Source organism: Novosphingobium sp. IK01, from assembly GCF_033242265.1.
GTDB classification, from domain to species: Bacteria; Pseudomonadota; Alphaproteobacteria; order Sphingomonadales; family Sphingomonadaceae; genus Novosphingobium; species Novosphingobium pituita.
Genome location: NZ_BTFW01000001.1, coordinates 663,878 through 678,328 on the forward strand (window position 1 = coordinate 663,878; position 14,451 = coordinate 678,328).

Here is a 14,451-nt window from a genome sequence, read left to right on the forward strand (position 1 = left end):
GCCCCGCGATGCACCTGATGGCCCTTGGCCTGTTCCTCTTCCAGATCCCCACGCTCGCCCACGACGAATTGCAGCGCAAGACCGACTGGCGCTTTGCCCGCTCGGCCCGCGTGGGCGCGCGCGATGCGGTGCAGTTTCTGGGGGCAGGGGACGAGAAAATCAGCCTCTCGGGCTCGGTCTATGCCGAGATTACCGATGGCCGCGTCTCGCTCGACCAGTTGCGCGAAATGGCCGATCAGGGCGAGGCGCTGCCCCTGCTCGATGGCAGCGGGCTGGTCTTCGGCAGCTTCGTGATCGAGGCGATCGACGAGCGCCACGCCGGGCTCATGGCCGATGGCCGCCCGCTGCGGATCGACTTTGCCATCGACCTTCTGCGCGTCGATGATCCCGCCGGAAGCATGGCATGATCCAAGCCCTCACCAACATCCCCGACTGGCGCGTCACCCTCGACGGCATCGACCTGACCGAACGCATGCGCCCGCGCCTGGTCTCGCTGGCCATCTCGGAAAAGCGCGGCGACGAGGCCGACCAGCTCGACATCGTGCTCGACGATGCCGATGGCCTGCTGGCGATCCCGCCCGAGGGCGCGCGCCTGCTGGTCATGCTGGGGTGGAAACAGGGGCGCGACGTGGCCCCCGGCCTCGTCCACAAGGGCAGCTTCAAGGTCGACGAGGTGAACCACAGCGGCCCGCCCGACCAGATCCGCATCCGCGCGCGCGCCGCCGATTTTACCAGCGCGATCCGCAACCGCCGCGAACAGAGTTGGGCGAACACCACGCTGGGCACCGTCTTGCAGGACATCGCCGGGCGCAACGCCCTGGCCTTGCGCATCGCGCCCGATCTGGCCGCCATCGCCTTGCCCGCGCTCCACCAGAGCCGCGAGAGCGACACCGCCTTCCTGCGCCGTCTCGGCCGCGAGAACGATGCCGTCGCCACCATCAAGACCGGCACCCTGATCTTCGCGCGCAAGGGCGCGGGCACCACCAGCACGGGCCAGCCCCTGCCGACCCTCGCGCTCACCCGCTGCAGCGGCGATGGGCATTCATGGCAGCGCCAGACGCGCGACGGGCAGGCCGGTGTCACCGCCCACTGGCACGACCGCAAGGCCGCCCGCCACCGGGCCGTTACCATGGGCAAGGCCGAAGGCGCGAAAACCCTGCGCAAGACCTATCCCGACGAAGCCACCGCCCGCCGCGCCGCCACCGCCGAACACACCCGCCTCAAACGCGCCCCCGCCACCCTCGACATGCGCCTCGCCCTGGGCCGCCCCGACGCCATCCCCGAAGCCCGCGTCACCCTCACCGGCTTCAAACCCGAGATCGACGCCACCCCATGGCTGATCACCGAAGTAACCCACCGCCTCGACAACGCAGGCGGCTTCATCACCGAGTTGAAGATGGAGGTGGCGGGGTAGGGGGGGACGAGCCAATTTTGGTGGTTAGCTGCCCTTCCGGGCTCTCATGTACAAAGGGTGGCTATCGACCTTCCCGCGTGACAGTCACTGTGGCAGAAAGGGCGGGTGAGCGGACGTCAGACTTGGTGAAACGAAACACCGAAGTCATCCCCCCCCATAGCAAACGCAGAGAAGCGGCGGTCAGGAAACTCACGAGCCAGCTTCGCCGCGAGCATTTCGGCCATGATGCCGGCAAGGCGTTCGCATTGCGCCTGTTTCAATTCGCCATTGGTTTGATCTTGAGGGAACACGTCGTCCAGAAGGTATGCGTTCATCGCGGTCTCTATGTCTCCGCGAGAAATGTCGCTGACCTTCTCCCAACCACGCAGTCGCTCAACGTCAACCGGCGCACGAAGGACATAATCCCCGAATACCTCGAAATTCGGCCATAGAAAGGAGCAGAATCCCAATGCGTGGTCGGCCCGGCCTTCGCTGAAAATCCAGCCATCGGGAGAAATGCCCGCGCCGTTGTTCCATAGGCTAAGCTCAGGGATGAGGTCCGCGATGCTGGTCATTCACCCAATCTAGCGCCACGCCGAATGTCCGCAATGAGGTCGTGTCCGGATGGGCGCTTATCGTCGAAATTTGGTGGAAAGCGGACGTTCTCTCGCTTCAGGGTCAGTGGGCACCGGTAGAAGAGAACAAGTTCATCACGAGAACACCGCAGACTATGAGGGCCATGCCTGCGAGCGCAGCGGCGTCCAGCTTTTGCCCCTGAACGACCCATGCGATCATGGTGACCAGAACGATGCCAACCCCGGACCAGATAGCATAAGCGATACCAGTGGGAATGGTGCGCAGAGCGAGGGACATACAGTAGAAAGTGCATACATACCCTGCGGCCATAATCAGCGTAGGGACAGGGCGCGTGAAGCCTTCGGATTGTTTCAGAAACGAGGTGGCGATGACCTCACCAATGATCGCAACTACGAGGAACATGTAATTCATGTTCTTGGCCTAGCAGCCTGCCAAATTTAGGCAACGGCATCTATTGGGCGGAAGCTGCCGATATGCACCACAGGGAAGAATGGCTGCCAATGCCCCATAGCCCACTATGCAGGCGGGAGATTTGTTTGGCTGGCCATGCTCGGGACCGGGTCTTCACAATGATTTACGCTTTAGGAATTTTTTCCCTTTCCTACAGTCGCATATTGCGCCAGATAGAACATAATGTGAACGAATCGAGGTGAGACAGAGTGGGTGCGGCTGAGGTTCGGCTTATGCCTGGGTGTGCGTGTGGGTGTCCGGTTTGTACTGTGGGGTGCGCTACGCTTGTGGCGATGCGTGATCGTTTGCGGGGGCTGCTGGAGGCCGAAATTCGGGCACAGTCGGGGCGTTTGCCGAAGGATCGGGGAGATAGGGGCCGATCCCTGCGAAGCCAGTTGGCAGCCATCGAGCTAGAATTTCGGCGATTTCGGCCCGCGATGCGCCCTCTGGAACCAGAGCCAGCAGGCTATGGAACATATCGCGCAGCGCACCTTCACTAGGCAGGGCGACCTGCAACGGAACATATTGAATCGTCGGGCGGGCAGCTTCGACGGCGGCAGCTTCGGGGGCGACTTCCTCTCCGACAAGGCCCGCAAGCTTCATAACCTCCGCAGGCTCAATGCCATGATCCGCAAAAATTGCCGCCAGCTTACGGGCAAGATCGATCGGGAGGTGGGGTTTCTTGTACAGGTTCGCGTTTTCGTAGACCGCGTAGGTCGATGGCCCAACGCCAAGCTTTTCGGCCGTCTTTCGCAGCGAAATCGACGGAACGGCGGTGAGTCGCAGTTGCTTCAAGAGAGGGGCTACGGATGACATACCCCTTGCGTACATGTTTTCTGGACACCTTATGTCCGTTTTAAATGTTGACATGTGTACATTAATCTTAGACAAAGCTGTCCATGGAACAGCTTTGCTCAATCTTCACCCTGTTCGGCGGCATCCGCCCCATGGCGCGGGCGCTCGGCGAGAGCCCCAGCAAGGTCATGGCGTGGAAGCGCGCGGGGCATATTCCGGCGCAAACGCAGGCCAAAGTTCTGGAGAAGGGGCTGGCCCAAGGTCTCCCGCTCACCGCCGAACACGTCGTCTTTCCCCTTGGTCGCCCTGCGCCTGATGTAGCGAACGGGGGCGCTGCCGTCGTTTGCGATCAGCCCGGCAAAGCGCAACGCGCGAAGGTGGCGGCATGACCAAGCTGCGCACGCCGCTCTCGTTTTCGCGGGCCATCACCACGATTGCCGCCGCCATCGGGTGGGAGGCTGCGGCCAAAGTCACCGGGCGCTCGGTCCGCACCGTGCGCCACTGGAGCGAGAGCGACCGCCATGGCACGCCCACGCTCGATCAGGCGCTGGCGCTCGACCGCGCGTTCATCGCCGCCGGGGGCGATCATGGCCCGATCCTGTCCAGCTATGGCCTGCAACTCGATGTCGCGCTGGTCGATGCCGTGGCCTGCCGCACCGCGCTGGCCGAAGACATCGCCGCGACCACCCGCGAGACGGGCGACGCCATCAGCCATTGCATCCAGGCGCTGCATCCCGGCGCCACGCCCGCGCAGATCTATCGCGCGATTGCCGAGACCGAAGAAGCCGACGCGCTGTTCCCGCGCCTTCTCGGTCGGCTCAAAGCCCTTCTGCCCGGCACTGGGGCCGGACGCGAAGCCACTGGGGAAATGCGATAATGTCCGGGCGTCCTGTCCAACTTCCACACGTTTGCTGTCCGGCCTGCGGCGGGCGCGCCTTTGCCCGCTCGGTCGGCAAAAAAAGCCTCGTCTACCGCGAGGTCTACTATCACTGCCGCAACCCGGATGCCTGCGGGCACCAGTTCGTGGTGTCGATGGAGGCCATCCGCACGACCCGGCCCTCCCGCTTCCCCATGCCCCGCCACAAGCTGCCCCTGACCCAATGGCACAGCGCCGCCAACGACCGCGCCGCCAACGACGACGGCCCCCCCAGCGAACCCGACACCGCCGCCATCACCCCCTGATCCGGCCCGAACATCAGGCCGCCCGCGCGGCCTGACACCCTCCCGCCTGCTCACCTCAGACCCGGTTCGCTTCCGGGCACGCCCCCGCTTTGCCTTTTTCCGCCCCTTCGACCGGAGCATCCCCATGCTGCCCACCCCATCCAGTCCATTCCGGGCCCCGCCTTCTGCCTTCGCCGCATGGTGGGGCTTCTGGCGGGCCCTGCCGCGTGCCGAGCGAGCCGAGTTTTTCGTGCTCGTGGCCGCCCTGCCAGCCCTGTTCGCCCTCTTCGCCGCCTTGTGGATCATGCTGCCGGCATAAGCGCGCGCCGCGCCCGATCCCTCCAGAAAGACCAGAATTTCCATGCAGATGCGAGACGACATTCGCCGCGAACTGATGCCCCTCCTGAAGACCGACTTCCAGTGGAAGAAGGACCAGGGCGAGTGGCTTCAGGGCGGCAAGTGCCCCGAATGCGACGGGCGCGAGGTCTATGCCCGCGCAGAAAGCCCGTGGGTGCTCAAGTGTGGCCGGGCCAACCGCTGTGGCTGGGAGGCCTCCATTCGCGACCTCTATCCCGAGGTCTTCGACACATGGTCCAAGCGCTTCAAGAAAACGCCTGAAAACCCCCATGCCGCCGCCGATGCCTATCTGACCGATGCGCGCGGCCTCAACCTCATGGGCATGCGCGATGCCTATTCTCAGGAATATTTCCGCGACGAGGGGCGGGGCATCGGCTCGGCCACCGTCCGCTTCCCGCTGCCGGGCGGAAGCTGGTGGGAACGCCTGATCGACCAGCCAGGCCGGTTTGACCGCAAGGCCCATTTCGCCCCGCGCAAGTCCTACAAGGGGCAGGCGTGGTTCCGGCCCGACCTCACCATGGAAGACTTCGCCAACGCGGCCAGCATCTGGTTTGCCGAGGGCATCTTCAATGCCTGGGCGCTCGAACAGGCGGGCCAGCGCGCGGCCTCGACGATGTCGTCGAACAACTATCCGTCCGAGTTCCTGCGCCAGTTGCGCACGCATATCGCCGCCTCGGACAAGCCGCACCGCAGCCCGAAGATCATCTTTGCCTTCGACGTTGGCCCCGCCGGCACCAAGGGCAACCGCGACTTCGTCAAGCAGGCCCGCAACGACCGCTGGGACGCCAGCGCCGCGCTGCCCATGGGCGAGGACGAGACAGGCAAGGAACTGGACTGGAACGACCTGCTCCGGCTCGACCGCCTGGGCGAGGGCCACCGTGCCGACTACCTGTGGCACGGGCAGGTGCTGCTGGCCCGGAGCGCGCAGGAAAAGGCCTACCTGATCTGGGAAAAGCACCGCTGGAACAGCTTCCACTTCAATTTCGGAAACCGGACCTACTGGTGCTCGATCGACATTTCGGTCGTGCAGGAAAAGATCGACGAATACCGGCGCGGGCGCACCCGCGAGCTGAAGGACATCGACAGCCGGGAAGAGGCGATCATCCGCATGGAGGCCTCGCGCGAGGCGCTGGGCGTCGAGGAAATCGCCAATTGCGCGTTCCGCGTCCTCTATCGCCAGCGTGACGAGGCGACCGACGAGACCAAGTTCTTCCTCGATATCCGCTATCCGAGCAGCAAGCGCGCGCCGGTCAAGGGCGATTTTACCGCCGCCCAGCTGCGCAAGTCCTCGAACTTCGAAGACCGGCTGTTCGCCTTTGGCGGGGTGTGGACCGGCAACGTCGCCCAGTTGACCCGCATCCTCCAGCACCAGACCCCCGATCTGCCCGACGTGCGCCCGCTCGGCTTCACCGGCTATTGCCGCGAGGCCAAGGCCTATGTCTTCGGGCAACTGGCGGTCGCCAATGGCCGCGTGTTCCGGCCCAACGACGACGATTTCTTCCAGATCGGCAAGCAGGCGATCAAGCTGGGCACCTCGGAACGGCTGCTCGACATCGAGTATGACGCCGACCGGCTCGACACCAGCTGGCTGGCCGATCTGTGGACCGCCTATGGCGCCAAGGGGCTGGTGTGCCTGAGCTTCTTCTTCGGATCGCTGTTTGCCGAGCAGGTCCGCACCGAAATGAAGAGCTTCCCGTTCCTCGAAATGCACGGGCTGCCCGGCACCGGCAAGACCACGCTGGTCGAGTTCCTCTGGAAGCTGCTGGGCCGCGAGAACTACGAAGGCTTTGACCCGGCCAAGGCCACGCCCGCCGCCATGGCGCGCAACCTGGGCAAAGTGGGCAACCTGCCGGTCGTGCTGATCGAGGGCGACCGCCGCGAGGAAGCCAGCCACGCCCGCAAGTTCGAGTGGGAAGAACTCAAGACCGCCTACAACGGGCGCACCGTGCGCGCACGCGGGGTGCGCAACGGGGGCATGGAAACCTTCGAGCCGCCGTTCCGGGGCGCGATCGTCATCGAACAGAACGAGCCGGTCAATGCGAGCCGGGCCGTGCTCGAACGCATCATGTCGCTCGGCTTCGACATGACGGGCTGGTCGGCCCAGACCAAGGCCTCGGCCGAGCGGCTTGAGCAGTGGCCGATCGAGACCGTCTCGGGCTTCATCGTCCACGCCGCCAAGCGCGAGAACGAGGTCATGGCCCGCTTCCGGCAGGCCTTTGCGCAATACGAGGAGGAGCTGCTCGCCATGCCGGGCATCCGCACCAACCGCCTCGCCAAGACCCACGGGCAGTTGCTCGCCTTCCTCGATGCGCTGCGCGCGCTGCTCCCGATCACCGACGAGCAGCAGGCCGCCACGGCCAGGTTCATCGTCGAGATGGCGACCGAGCGGCAACTGGCCGTGAACAGCGAAGACCCCATCGTCACCCTGTTCTGGGAGCGGTTCGACTACCTCGAGGAGAACGAGGATCCGACAGCGGCGAGCGGCCACATCAACCACCACCGCCGCCATGCCGAGGGCATCATCGCGGTCCGCCTCAACGAAATGGAGGCCCGCTGCGCCGAAAAGCGCCTCGAGCTGCCCACCCATGCCGAGCTGATCCGCGCCCTCAAGACCTCCAAAAACCGCCGCTTCGTCGAGCAGACCGCCGTCAATTCGCGGAACGAGGGCGTGCCCCCGGTCCGCTGCTGGGTCTTCCACGATCGCTCGCGCGCGACGGCCTCCCATTCCTGAAAGCGAAAGGACGACCATGCGCAGCGTTCCCTCCCTTCTGTCCATGATCGGTGATCCCGATCCCGTTTGGGCGGCGGTCATGCCCTGGGACTATATCCGCATGCGCCGCGAGGCCGCCGGGCTCTCGATCGCGCAGGCCGCCCGGCCATTCTGGCACCATGGCGAGCACCAGGCCGATGTCGAGCGCAATTTCCGCCGCATCGAGACGGTCGGCATCCGCATGAAGCGGCTGTGGTCCATGACCCGCGCGTTCCCGCTCAGCCTGACGGTCTACCGCCAGCTTTGCGACACCCCGGCCGACCGGCACCCGCGCCTGTGCCGGGCCTGCGGGTGGGACGAATGGACCCCGCAGCTCGATGTCGAGGGCTTCGACTGCACATGGGCGCAGGCCGATCCGCGGATCTGCTCCCTCTGCGCGCAGACCGGCCGCCGCGTGTTCACGCCGCGCCTGCCCGATCACTCCACCCAGACACCCCATCGCGGCCACCAGATCGCCGCCTGACCTTCCAAGGAGCATCCCATGTCCCAGCCAAACGCCACCGAAGAGCAACTGCGCCACCTGATCGAGCGCATCGAAAGGCTTGAAGAAGAAAAGAAAGGGATCAGCGACGACATCCGCGACGTCTACAACGAGGCCAAGGCCACCGGCTACGACACCAAGGTCATGCGGCTCATCGTCCGCCTGCGCAAGATGCGCCCCGACGACCGCCGCGAAATGGAAAGCATCACCGATATCTACAAGAACGCGCTGGGGCTCGACTGACCATGGCCGCTCGCCCCTCGAACGCCGTCCATCCGTTCGGCTGCGCATGCCGGGCCTGCGCGCCCGTCGCCCCCCACAGGCACCGCGCCGGCCTCACGATCAGGAGCGCCTCGCGCGCCCTGATCCTGCTCGCCTCGCTGATCGCGATCCCGTTCCTCGTCGCCCAGGCGCTGGCTGGCCTGAAAGGAGGGCGGGTATGATCCACCGTCCGGCCCATCAGCACTGGCGCGCGGCCCGCATGGCCGTGCTGTGCCTGCTCCTGTCCGGCTGCATCGAGCGCTACAGCGCCCTCGCGCAGTGCCAGAAGCACATGCCCCCATGGGACACTGCCGAATGCAGCCACCTCAAGGGGCGGGGGAAGGGCACATGAGCGCCCCGCCGCCCGAAAGGCTCCTGACCATCCGCGAGGTGATGGCCCGCACGTCGCTGTCGCGCTCCTATATCTATGCCCTGATGCGCAAAGGGGAGTTCCCCGATCAGCGCAAGCTGGGCCACAAGTGCGCCCGGTGGCGGGAAAGCGAGGTCGACGCCTGGGCGCGCGGCAGCGTCACGTAACGGATCAGTGGCCGGGGCGTCCTGCCCCGGCCACACCATAGCGCATGGGCTGGCCGATATGGATCGCCGGCGGCCACATGTCTGCCAGCAGGATGTCGGCCCATTCCTGCGCCAGTTCTCTCCGACGCGGCATGTAGGCCGCGCGGTTATAGGCGCCTTCCACCCGGTTCGTGGGCACATGGGCCAGCATCAGGTCGATGATCGCGCGGTCGGGGGAGGCGGTCGCATGCCCGGCCTCACGCCATGCGCGCTCCACCCTCTCGTTCATGATCGTCGAGAACGCCGAGCGGAACCCGTGGGGAACGTGGCGCTGGTAGTATCCGGCCCGGATCAGCAGGGCGCGCAGCGTGTTCTCGCTCATGGGCCGATGCACATGGCGGTCGGACGGGAAAATCAGTTCAAGGTCGCCGGTCAGCGGCATCATGGCCTTCAGCACGTCTACCGCCTGAGGCGCCAGCGGGACGAGGTGGTCGCCATCTTCTTCCGCCTTGCGGTCCACGTCGCCCTTCATCCGGTGCGCGGGGATCCGCCACAAGGGTTCCTCGCCATCGAGATCCTCGAACTCATCCCACCGGGCGCCGTGGATCTCGTTCGGCCTGACCGCTGTCAGGGCCAGCAGGCGCAGCGCCAGCTTGGTGTGCGCGCGGCACCGTTCCGCCTCGCAGTCGACGAGCATCTGGCGAAGCGCCGGCAGGTCGGTGATGGCCGGCTGTGGCTTGGCCTTGGGTTTGCGGGGCAGGGCGATGGCCAGACTGGCCGCCGGATCGCGCACGGTCTGATTCGTGGCGATACCATAGACGAATATGGCACTGATCCGCTGGCGCGTCCGGTGTGCGGTCTCGATCGCGCCGCCATCCACGATCTTCTGAAGCAGCCTGAGCACCTCGGGCGACTGGATATCCTCGATGGCGAGATCGCCGATTACCGGAAACACAAGCTTTTCAAGGCAGTCGAGGACATCCTTGGCATGCACCTTCGACCACCGCTGCATCTGGAGCTTGTGCCATGCCATGGCAACACCCTTGAACGTGGGCCGCGTATCATGCCCCGCGCCCCGTTCGAACAGATCCCCAGGCCTGGGCTCGATCCCCTTGGCCAGCATCGACTTGGCCAGATCGCGGGCGTCCCGCGCGTCCTTCAGCGAAATGGCAGGGTAGGGGCCGATCGTCAGCGTCTTCTGCGCCGGCTTGCCTTGAGCATTGCGGCCGAACTGGTAGTTCATGCGCCAGACCCGGCCGCCGACAGCCGAAACATGCAGGTAAAGCTGCTCGCCGTCCGAAAGCTTGTAGGCCTTGCCTGTGCCCTTGGCCCCGCGAACCTTGGTGTCGCTCAGCATGCCCATACCATATCCTCAGAATCACATACCATAGGCTAAGCCATATGGCAGAGGCGATGCATGAGAACAAACAGTGACAACTGTGGACGCAAAACCGGAAAAACTGGCCGCAAGCATCTGTAAATAAGACATTTGCAGATTAACTGGCACGGCTTGTTGGCGGAAGAGGTGTCCGACAACCTTCTGAACCTTTTAAGCGAAAAACCGGGCGTTTTGAAAAAGTGGTGGGGGCATGACGCCCCCACAAAAGCCACCTGAAGTTACGTCTGAACCTTCGGTCGCGTGGATACCCACTCGAAGACTTCGGCGGCGAGCCAGCCCACGGCGCCCACGCTGATCAAACGCTGGCGCGGGAACTTGTCCTGGCTCATCAGGCGGTAGATCGACGTGGTGCTAAGACCGGAAACGCGGCGCACTTCGGGCAAGCGAATGATCTTTGGCGTGGGCTGTGTCATGCCGATTTCCGGGTGAATTCGAGGTGGGCATCGGTCATCAGGCGCTTGCCCAGATCGGCGAAGGCACTGAAGATCGGCGCGAATTCCGCCGCTTCGTGTTCGGTGCCGCGATCCTCTTCGGGAACGCTGGTGATGGTGGCCATCACGTCGAGCGCCTCGAACAGGTTATCGAGCGAAAGCTTCGTCGATTCAGGCATGCTGACTTTTGAGGATACGGCCAGTTCGAGCGTCTGTTCGCTCGTGAACGGCTCATTATTCATCGTGGTCATCGGCTCGTGCCCCCAGCAAAAGCCCGACAATCAAAGGATTTTTTGGCGGTCGGGCGATACCGGGTTCGAAGACCGGGAGTCACAGCTTTACCGGCGGGCTCAACGCCCCCGCGGTACGCCCGACCATAAAAAAGCGCACCAGAATCGGACTGGTGGCGCGGGTAGGCGCTGGAAAAACTCTTGCGGCTTCGAACCCGCAGCGTCACCTTTTTCGTGACGACGGGATTAGCGTTATCGGGATTCGATTGCACAGGCAAGGGGGGACATGCACACGCCCCCAGAAGGGTCTTGAAAATCAACGATCCGTCCTTTCGATTTGCTCGATATTCAGCCGCCTGCAAAGCTTCACGGCAGCCGCGCTGTTGAGCACCAGCGCATCCATCACCACCGTCCAGGCTGGCCGCTTCCCCCCTGAGAGCAGGGCCAGCACCGCACGGCGCAATAAGTCTTCATCTGTCAGATCCGCCCATGCCGCCCGGCGCAGGCCGGGCACTGCGCCCGGCCTGATCGGTTGGGGGCCTTCCGGCCAGGGTTCGATTTCCAGATGGCCCAGATGGCCACTGGCTTTGATCTGGCGCGCCTCTTCGCGCGTCACGCGCGCCGCATGCGTCAGGCGCCGCGTGAAGCCTTCACCGCCACGGCGCAGGTAGGCGCCCGCACGGGGATGCCAGAGCAGGACGCTTGCGCTCGATTGCGGTGGCGGGAAGGGCGCGCCCGGCATCATGCGGCCAGTGCCTCCACGGTCAGGCCCTGCGCCTCCGCGATCCGCTGGCGGGCGACCTCGAAATAGTCCGGGTTCATTTCAATGCCGATGAACCGGCGGCCCGTCTTCACCGCAGCGATACCGGTGGTTCCGCTGCCCATGAACGGATCGAGGACCAGATCGCCGCAGATCGACAGCAGGTCTTCGAGCAGACCGACAGGCTTGCCCGCGATATGGTGCTTCTTTTCGCTCTGGGTGGCGCGGCGGAAGACGCCCGGCGCGCAGTGGCCTTCCTTGCCCATCGCGCCGTTGCTGCACCAGACCAGATATTCGCACTGGTTGCGATAGCCCCCACGGCGCGGGCGGGTGGCTTCGGTCTTGTCCCAGACAGTGATCCCGCGCCAGGTCCATCCCCCGGACTGGACCGCATCGGTCGAAACCGGCAACTGGCGCCAGTCGGTGAACATGCCGAGCAGGCCGCCGGGCTTCACCGCATCGCGGGCTTCCCCGAGCCAGAGCGTCGACCAATAGGCATAAGAGCGTTGATCGCGGTTATCGCCCGAGAATTCGGGATAGAGGCCGCGACCGCTGGGCGACTGGTACTTGAGTGAGGGCGCTGCCGAACGGGCGGACTGATGAAGGCCGCCGCTCGAATAGGGCGGGTCCGCCATGACAGCGTCGACCCCGCCCAGAAGCGGCATGATATGCAGGCAATCCGCCGACAGGAGAAGGGCGTTCCCGACCAGCTCCATGCGGCATCCCATGGCGACAAGCGCGTGCATGTTCACATCGGGGAACAGGGCCGCAGCCTCATCAAACCACGGGCAGTCCTTCTTCAGCAGATCAACCAGATTAACGAATTCGCCAAGCATTGCGGCTTCCTTATTCAGCAATTTCAACGTGCTGATGGACACAGCCCCAATCCGATCGAGTCCCGCAACGAGGGCAGGATGTACGCGGCGCGGCCACATGGCGTGTATCCGGCGCGCCGATGGCCGACCGGCGCAAGGCGCTGGCCTGGGCAAAGCGCGGATGCACGGTGGCCGGTGCATCGGGGTTGCCGTGGTCCTTGCCGGAAAGGCGCAGCGAGGCGGCAAGGCCCTCGCTGCCGATGCGGATCGCATCCTCGAAATCGAGCAGCCCCAGCGCGACCATATCGCGCTTGACCATGGCCAGCGCGGCAAGGCGCCGGACCATATCGGGGGGCACGCCGATCTCTTCGGCAGTCGCGGACGCACTGAAGGCCGCGCCGTACCGGGCGAGATCCTGGGCTACGGTTTCGTAAGCCAGTTCCCATGGCGTCATGCCCGACTTGCGGGCACGGTGAGGAGGGGCTGGCATCTGGCGGGAGGGCAGGGAGGCTTGCGCGCGCATGATCGATCCTTTCAGGCGGCGAACATTTCGAACTGGTTCGGGTCGGGGGCTTCCCGGCGCATCGCCACGCGCACGGCGGCCATCACGTCTTCCCGGCGCGGCGTGCGCAGTTCGAGGCCCGCCATTTCCGGGTCGGGCACGCACGAGGGGGAAATGCCGTAATCGTAGGACAGCGACGCGCGCCATGTATGCCCGCAATGCGGGTTCGAGCAGGCGAACAGCATCGAGCGCAGGGTGATCGAGACTTCTTCACTGGTGCGCCGATGCCCCGGCATTTTGCAGTGCGGGCAGCGCAAATTGCCATCGCGCGTGGGGGCAAGCGGGATGACAATATCGGACGGCAAACGATTCATGGTAAACCCTCAAGCGGATGAAGATTTAAATCCGTGATAATTTTGGGACCAATCTGGCTAATGGCCTGTGCATAGACGGCACTGAAACCGTCGCCGCATTGGTCGGAAACAGGCGCCACTGAATTATTAAGGCGGAAACCTGAGTCTGATTTCAGTGAGATTAGACTGTGCTGTGCCCATCCGGGCGATTATGCCGTGCCCAAGCCAGTGCCGAATCGGCTTTCGCCAAACAGTTGGCGCGTGACGGGAGGATAAGTCGCGTAAAAACATGGCGAAATCTGCATGGCGCTTTTTAATTAATACCACAAGGCGGATTGGAACCATGGGAACGGAAAATGTCATAAAGTTGCAAACGGCTCGCAAGGCCGTGAAGGCGAAGGCACTGGAAATCACTGTCGAGCGGCTGACGCGCATCAAGGCGCGCATGTCCGACCTGGGCTTTGGCCAAACCGATCTGGCGAACGGCATCGGGGCGTCGGTCAGCCTGATTAACCAGATGATGAGCCGCAAAATCCGCCGCACGCAGCACTTCGGGGCCATCGCGCGGGTGCTTCAGGTCAATCTGCCCTGGCTGCTGGCCGAGACAAACGAGCGCATCGATATGCGCGATCTCGACGGAAACCCGATTTCTGAAGAAATCCTGCCGGAAATGATGGCGTCAGAGGAATTTCGGAAGGCCCGCGTGTCCCTCGTCGTCATCGAGGACGACGACGTCCAGAAGGAACTATCCCGGCATGACATGGTATGCTTGCGGGAAATCGACCTGGGAGCATCGCAGGGGATCATGTACAACGAGATCCCGGCCAAGGTCCGGCCTCATTTCTTCAGCCGGGCGATGCTAGCCGCCTATACCCCGACCGACCCGAAGGCGATCATGGTCGTGCAACGGATCGGGGACACGATGCAGCCCACCCTGCTGGACAGCGACCTGTTGCTGGTCGACACGACCCGGACCACGCTGGACCGCGCCGACAAGATATGGACGATCCTGTATTGCGGGGCGGGCATGATTGCCCGGCTTCGGCCGACCTCGAAAGGTGTCCGCATCATCTGCGACAACCCCACGATTGCCGACGAGGTGGTCGAGCCCGGCGAATTGCGCATCCTGGGCGAAGTCATCGGGATGTTGCGCAGGTTCTGACACGTATACACCCATACA

General features: G+C 64.2%; 23 protein-coding genes. 13 read left to right on the forward strand and 10 right to left on the reverse strand.

The window, feature by feature from the left end; genetic code table 11:
* The first annotated feature begins 8 nt into the window (after positions 1–8).
* Both SBI20_RS03060 and SBI20_RS03065 read left to right on the forward strand, forming a co-directional pair.
* Complete coding sequence (locus SBI20_RS03060; RefSeq protein ID WP_317973658.1) at positions 9–407, forward strand: phage tail protein; 399 nt, start codon at positions 9–11, stop codon at positions 405–407.
* Positions 404–1,414, forward strand: coding sequence for a contractile injection system protein, VgrG/Pvc8 family (locus SBI20_RS03065; RefSeq protein WP_317973659.1), 1,011 nt, complete (start codon positions 404–406; stop codon positions 1,412–1,414). The genes SBI20_RS03060 and SBI20_RS03065 overlap by 4 nt, the downstream gene beginning before the upstream one ends.
* 116 nt (positions 1,415–1,530) lie before the next feature.
* On the opposite strand, the gene SBI20_RS03070 is transcribed toward SBI20_RS03065, so the two are convergent.
* The 3 genes from SBI20_RS03070 to SBI20_RS03080 all read right to left on the reverse strand — a co-directional run bounded on the left by SBI20_RS03070 (position 1,531) and on the right by SBI20_RS03080 (position 3,235).
* A complete protein-coding gene (locus SBI20_RS03070) occupies positions 1,531–1,968 on the reverse strand; it encodes a hypothetical protein (protein ID WP_317973660.1) in 438 nt (145 codons plus the stop codon).
* Positions 1,969–2,071: 103 nt separating this feature from the next.
* A complete protein-coding gene (locus tag SBI20_RS03075) occupies positions 2,072–2,401 on the reverse strand; it encodes a DMT family transporter (protein WP_317973661.1) in 330 nt (109 codons plus the stop codon).
* Positions 2,402–2,719: 318 nt separating this feature from the next.
* Positions 2,720–3,235: a helix-turn-helix domain-containing protein gene (locus SBI20_RS03080; protein ID WP_317973662.1), complete on the reverse strand. Its 516-nt coding sequence runs from the start codon at positions 3,233–3,235 to the stop codon at positions 2,720–2,722.
* Between the two features lie 104 nt (positions 3,236–3,339).
* Between SBI20_RS03080 and SBI20_RS03085 the strand changes: the two genes are divergently transcribed.
* From SBI20_RS03085 to SBI20_RS03130, 10 genes are all read left to right on the forward strand, one after another.
* On the forward strand, positions 3,340–3,624 hold the full coding sequence (locus SBI20_RS03085) for a carph-isopro domain-containing protein (protein ID WP_317973663.1): 285 nt from the start codon (positions 3,340–3,342) through the stop codon (positions 3,622–3,624).
* On the forward strand, positions 3,621–4,112 hold the full coding sequence (locus tag SBI20_RS03090; RefSeq protein ID WP_317973664.1) for a hypothetical protein: 492 nt from the start codon (positions 3,621–3,623) through the stop codon (positions 4,110–4,112). The genes SBI20_RS03085 and SBI20_RS03090 overlap by 4 nt, the downstream gene beginning before the upstream one ends.
* Positions 4,112–4,417 (forward strand): ogr/Delta-like zinc finger family protein, encoded by a 306-nt coding sequence (locus SBI20_RS03095; protein WP_317973665.1) that lies wholly within the window; start codon positions 4,112–4,114, stop codon positions 4,415–4,417. The genes SBI20_RS03090 and SBI20_RS03095 overlap by 1 nt, the downstream gene beginning before the upstream one ends.
* Positions 4,418–4,541: 124 nt before the next feature.
* A complete protein-coding gene (locus SBI20_RS03100) occupies positions 4,542–4,715 on the forward strand; it encodes a hypothetical protein (protein ID WP_317973666.1) in 174 nt (57 codons plus the stop codon).
* Positions 4,716–4,757: 42 nt separating this feature from the next.
* Positions 4,758–7,484, forward strand: a complete 2,727-nt coding sequence (locus SBI20_RS03105; protein ID WP_317973667.1) for a toprim domain-containing protein — start codon at positions 4,758–4,760, stop codon at positions 7,482–7,484.
* 16 nt (positions 7,485–7,500) lie between these two features.
* Positions 7,501–7,986: a hypothetical protein gene (locus tag SBI20_RS03110; RefSeq protein WP_317973668.1), complete on the forward strand. Its 486-nt coding sequence runs from the start codon at positions 7,501–7,503 to the stop codon at positions 7,984–7,986.
* Positions 7,987–8,004: 18 nt separating this feature from the next.
* Positions 8,005–8,247 (forward strand): DUF2312 domain-containing protein, encoded by a 243-nt coding sequence (locus SBI20_RS03115; protein ID WP_317973374.1) that lies wholly within the window; start codon positions 8,005–8,007, stop codon positions 8,245–8,247.
* Between the two features lie 2 nt (positions 8,248–8,249).
* The gene (locus SBI20_RS03120) at positions 8,250–8,447 is read left to right on the forward strand and encodes a hypothetical protein (protein ID WP_317973669.1); all 198 of its coding nucleotides are present in this window, start codon (positions 8,250–8,252) and stop codon (positions 8,445–8,447) included.
* Positions 8,444–8,617 carry a hypothetical protein gene (locus tag SBI20_RS03125; RefSeq protein ID WP_317973375.1) on the forward strand — a complete coding sequence of 58 codons (174 nt, stop codon included), beginning with the start codon at positions 8,444–8,446 and terminating at the stop codon, positions 8,615–8,617. The genes SBI20_RS03120 and SBI20_RS03125 overlap by 4 nt, the downstream gene beginning before the upstream one ends.
* Positions 8,614–8,802 carry a helix-turn-helix transcriptional regulator gene (locus SBI20_RS03130; RefSeq protein WP_317973670.1) on the forward strand — a complete coding sequence of 63 codons (189 nt, stop codon included), beginning with the start codon at positions 8,614–8,616 and terminating at the stop codon, positions 8,800–8,802. Before SBI20_RS03125 ends, SBI20_RS03130 begins: the two co-directional genes overlap by 4 nt.
* Before the next feature lie 4 nt (positions 8,803–8,806).
* Here SBI20_RS03130 and SBI20_RS03135 read toward each other — a convergent pair whose 3' ends face one another.
* The 7 genes from SBI20_RS03135 to SBI20_RS03165 all read right to left on the reverse strand — a co-directional run bounded on the left by SBI20_RS03135 (position 8,807) and on the right by SBI20_RS03165 (position 13,292).
* Positions 8,807–10,138 carry a tyrosine-type recombinase/integrase gene (locus SBI20_RS03135; protein ID WP_317973671.1) on the reverse strand — a complete coding sequence of 444 codons (1,332 nt, stop codon included), beginning with the start codon at positions 10,136–10,138 and terminating at the stop codon, positions 8,807–8,809.
* Between the two features lie 260 nt (positions 10,139–10,398).
* Positions 10,399–10,593 carry a helix-turn-helix transcriptional regulator gene (locus SBI20_RS03140; protein ID WP_317973672.1) on the reverse strand — a complete coding sequence of 65 codons (195 nt, stop codon included), beginning with the start codon at positions 10,591–10,593 and terminating at the stop codon, positions 10,399–10,401.
* Positions 10,590–10,862 (reverse strand): hypothetical protein, encoded by a 273-nt coding sequence (locus tag SBI20_RS03145; RefSeq protein WP_317973673.1) that lies wholly within the window; start codon positions 10,860–10,862, stop codon positions 10,590–10,592. The genes SBI20_RS03140 and SBI20_RS03145 overlap by 4 nt, the downstream gene beginning before the upstream one ends.
* A gap of 295 nt (positions 10,863–11,157) precedes the next feature.
* The gene (locus SBI20_RS03150) at positions 11,158–11,586 is read right to left on the reverse strand and encodes a hypothetical protein (protein ID WP_317973674.1); all 429 of its coding nucleotides are present in this window, start codon (positions 11,584–11,586) and stop codon (positions 11,158–11,160) included.
* A complete protein-coding gene (locus tag SBI20_RS03155; RefSeq protein WP_317973675.1) occupies positions 11,583–12,437 on the reverse strand; it encodes a DNA-methyltransferase in 855 nt (284 codons plus the stop codon). Before SBI20_RS03155 ends, SBI20_RS03150 begins: the two co-directional genes overlap by 4 nt.
* A 10-nt stretch (positions 12,438–12,447) precedes the next feature.
* Positions 12,448–12,939 carry a hypothetical protein gene (locus SBI20_RS03160; protein ID WP_317973676.1) on the reverse strand — a complete coding sequence of 164 codons (492 nt, stop codon included), beginning with the start codon at positions 12,937–12,939 and terminating at the stop codon, positions 12,448–12,450.
* Between the two features lie 11 nt (positions 12,940–12,950).
* Positions 12,951–13,292, reverse strand: coding sequence for an Ogr/Delta-like zinc finger protein (locus SBI20_RS03165; RefSeq protein WP_317973677.1), 342 nt, complete (start codon positions 13,290–13,292; stop codon positions 12,951–12,953).
* Positions 13,293–13,560: 268 nt separating this feature from the next.
* Here SBI20_RS03165 and SBI20_RS03170 point away from each other — a divergent pair, with 268 nt between their 5' ends.
* On the forward strand, positions 13,561–14,433 hold the full coding sequence (locus SBI20_RS03170) for a helix-turn-helix domain-containing protein (protein WP_317973678.1): 873 nt from the start codon (positions 13,561–13,563) through the stop codon (positions 14,431–14,433).
* Positions 14,434–14,451: the final 18 nt, after the last annotated feature.